Source organism: Chitinophaga sp. (assembly GCF_035564935.1).
Taxonomy (GTDB): Bacteria; Bacteroidota; Bacteroidia; order Chitinophagales; family Chitinophagaceae; genus Chitinophaga.
Map to the genome: position 1 here is coordinate 1 of NZ_DATMTE010000169.1, position 3456 is coordinate 3456.

The 3456-nt window shown below is 47.3% G+C and carries 3 protein-coding genes; 2 read left to right on the forward strand and 1 reads right to left on the reverse strand.

What is annotated here, in order from left to right; genetic code table 11:
* The coding region (locus VN105_RS04530; protein ID WP_325638360.1) for a lamin tail domain-containing protein at positions 1–1621 on the reverse strand (1621 nt) is incomplete at its 3' end.
* Between the two features lie 147 nt (positions 1622–1768).
* Here VN105_RS04530 and VN105_RS04535 point away from each other — a divergent pair.
* Both VN105_RS04535 and VN105_RS04540 read left to right on the forward strand, forming a co-directional pair.
* Entirely contained in the window at positions 1769–2758 is a 990-nt protein-coding gene (locus VN105_RS04535) for an aspartate-semialdehyde dehydrogenase (RefSeq protein ID WP_325638362.1), read from the forward strand.
* A 316-nt stretch (positions 2759–3074) separates the two neighbouring features.
* On the forward strand, positions 3075–3326 hold the full coding sequence (locus VN105_RS04540) for a hypothetical protein (protein ID WP_079471700.1): 252 nt from the start codon (positions 3075–3077) through the stop codon (positions 3324–3326).
* Positions 3327–3456 lie beyond the last annotated feature (130 nt).

A 3456-nucleotide genomic window follows, 5' to 3' on the forward strand; every position in this document is an offset into this window, starting at 1 on the left:
TCCCTGGCGGCAAAACTACTGCATTTTCTCCAATTCCATCCCACGGCAAATATCCTGTATTGCCCATCAACATATTACGGGCAAGGTACTTTACAGGCTTTCCATGCAGGTTGTAAACGGTGATGTTTCCAACGAAACCCGGCCCGGGCAGGCGCCAGGAGAGTTTGGTGATATCGTCTGTTCCGTCGTGATCAGGGGAAAATACTTCCGGCAACAACACAATATCCAGCGAATCGCCTGCATTCTCCCGGCGCTGGGAGTTTAGCCATCCGGGAGTAGCATAGCCGGCAGCAGCGGCCGCGGAGTGCCAGTTGGCGCCATCGGAGGCGGGTAGCCCGTATTCCAACCGCTCCAGCGAAATGCCCTGCAGATCACTGGCCAGCGGAAAGTGTTGTCCGCTGCTATAGGGCAGTTCATCAATCACCATACTATCTGCACGCAGCAGCACTACGTCGCCTCCGGCCAGCGGCATAGACGGCAGGCTGCTTATTTCCTGGATACTTCCCGGCGAATGGCAACTGTAGTAACCGCACAGCAATTCCTTATTGGTGGTAAGCGCCAGCAATTGCCCCGGCATCAGCAGGCGGCCGCCGGTATTCATCTTTTTAAAAACACCCAATCTGCCACCAGCACTGCGGGCGCAGAGCCGCAATTCATCTACGTTCACCACCTTTCCACCGGCATTGTACAGTTCAATAAATTCAGGAATGCCTGCCGGCGGATAAAACAGCACTTCATTAATCAGCAGGTCATTTATGGCAGGCGGTTGCGGTATACCCAGTGTAACACTGTTGTACACATTACTGACGGCACCATTACAGTCCGGCAGCCCTGTTGCGTTAACGGTATATATTTCCTTTGGCTGTATGGCAGCCTCCAGCTGCAGTTCCACACAATTAAACAACGGAGGCGTCACCCGGCAGGCGGTAACATGTATGCTGCCACTCAGCTGATAATGCATAGGATCTGCCGCCACTGCGCTATCCAGCGTGCGGCTGAATTGCAGTAATACGTGCATACTGTCTGTAAGCGCTGCAAACAAAAGGTCTGGCTTGCCGGCGTCGATAGCATTGCCTGCAGCAGCATTGGCAGTACCGGGCGTACCGCCGGCAGGAGCTGTGCTGGCTATCCAGTTCACTTTACCGCTGCATGGGAAAGCAGTATTGATCATTTCCAGGCTGGTGCCGCCTTTACTGGTCTTCCCGCCCGCATACCATCCCTGGTGATAATCTACGGCATGTATCACTTTCCGGGAGGCGTCGTACAAAACGATCAGGGCGCTGTCGTCTGCTACTGCAGGGAAACGGTCTATTCCCCTGATATTGGGAAGGTTATAACTATTCACTGCGGCGGGGGCGCAGAGCAGCAGCAAACTGTCCGGTTGCAGCAAATAGTCCGGCAGCAGTACTTCCCGCTTATTCACCGCAAGACGCCAGTTGTTCAACTGCACCGGCGCTGCACTGATATTCCGCAGCTCTATGTATTCATATGGCGGCAATCCCACTACGGGAGAGGGTTTGGGCATTATTTCGTGAATCACCACACTATAGATGGCCGGCTTTTGCGCAAAACCGGCAGCACACAGCAGCAACAGGGAGGAACAAAAAAGGGTTAACCGCATAAACAATGATTTACAGTTGTCAAACTTAACGTTCAACCGGTTACAAGGTGTTAATGCCATGTAAATGGTAAAAAAAACTCTTATTGTTATGAAAAGCCGGGGCTATATGTTAATTTTGGGCTTCCAAAATTAAAAATGTAAAACAAAATGAAAGTTGCCGTAGTTGGAGCGACCGGACTGGTAGGCTCAAAAATGTTACAGGTGTTAACGGAAAGAAATTTTCCCGTTACAGAATTGATTCCCGTGGCTTCTGAGAAGTCTGTTGGTAAGGAAGTAACATTTAAGGGTAAGACCTGGAAGGTGGTAAGTGCAGATACGGCGATTTCCATGCAACCCAACGTGGCTATCTTTTCTGCCGGCGGCGGTACCTCCCTGGAGTGGGCGCCTAAATTTGCTGCAGCAGGCATTACCGTTATTGATAATTCCAGTGCCTGGAGAATGGATCCTACCAAGAAACTGGTAGTTCCCGAAGTAAATGGCGATGCTATTACGCAGGAAGATAAAATTATTGCCAATCCTAACTGTTCTACCATCCAGATGGTGCTGGTGCTGAAGCCCCTGCACGAAAAATATAAAATCAAAAGGGTAGTGGTATCTACCTACCAGTCGGTAACCGGTACCGGTGTAAAAGCGGTAACGCAACTGATGAATGAAAGACAGGGCGTAACCGGTGAAATGGCTTATGCCCACCCGATAGATCTGAACGTTATTCCGCAGATAGACGTGTTTCTCGATAACGGCTATACGAAAGAAGAGATGAAGATGGTGAATGAAACAAAAAAGATCATGAGGGACGACAGCATCCTTGTAACGGCTACGACTGTACGTATTCCGGTAATGGGGGGGCATAGCGAATCCGTGAATATAGAGTTTGAAAATGAATACGATGCAGCAGAACTGAGGGCTTTGCTTGAGAAAACGCCGGGGGTAATAGTTGTAGACGATCCATCGAAAGCTTTATACCCGATGCCCAAGGATGCGCATGACAAAGACGAAGTATTTGTGGGCCGCATCCGCAGGGATGAAACACAGCCTAAAACAGTGAATATGTGGATAGTAGCAGATAACCTCCGCAAAGGAGCTGCTACCAATGCAGTGCAGATAGCAGAATATCTCAGCGGTAAAAACTGGCTGTAATCATACTGTTGTGCTATGCCATTAAGGTGCTATACCACTTTTAATGGCGCCTCCCGTGTATGACTATACGAATACATATTTATAACTCATTAAGAGCAAGCAGTTTACCGCTTGCTCTTTTTTGCGTGTTTTACAAAAGCATAACACATAAAACATAAAAATTACACGGAAGTAGTATTGATTTGTGCAGGATAAAATTCAATTTTGGTAGTAATAATCCTATGCCAACTAATCTCTTTGAAAAAGAAGAGGAGTCCAATTTTAGAGATGCCGGTATTTTTCGTTATTTTCTAATCAGAAAACACCCTTAAGTCCTATGAAAACCAACACCAATCGAGAGCTTTTGTTAATGCACAAGTTCACCGAAGAGTGGAGCACAAATTTCTCTTCACAGGTATCCAGGATCATGAACATCGTTGATCAGCAGGATACGCTTGATGGAATTATACCTATTATTGAGGTGGCCAATGTTTACAATCAACGTTTTGCTCATGCGCGTACTGACAAAGAAAATCTTTTAAAGAACCGTAAAGCACGACCGTTTGAATTTCTGATTCACAAGAATTGATCGGGGTAAGCCGGAAAAGTATTTATTAGTTTATCAGATAGTCAGCAGAAAGAAGCTACCAGGAAAAACAAAAAAACATTTACCTATATATTGGTTTGGATACCGCGGTAGATTTTTTTGAATGTTGTTG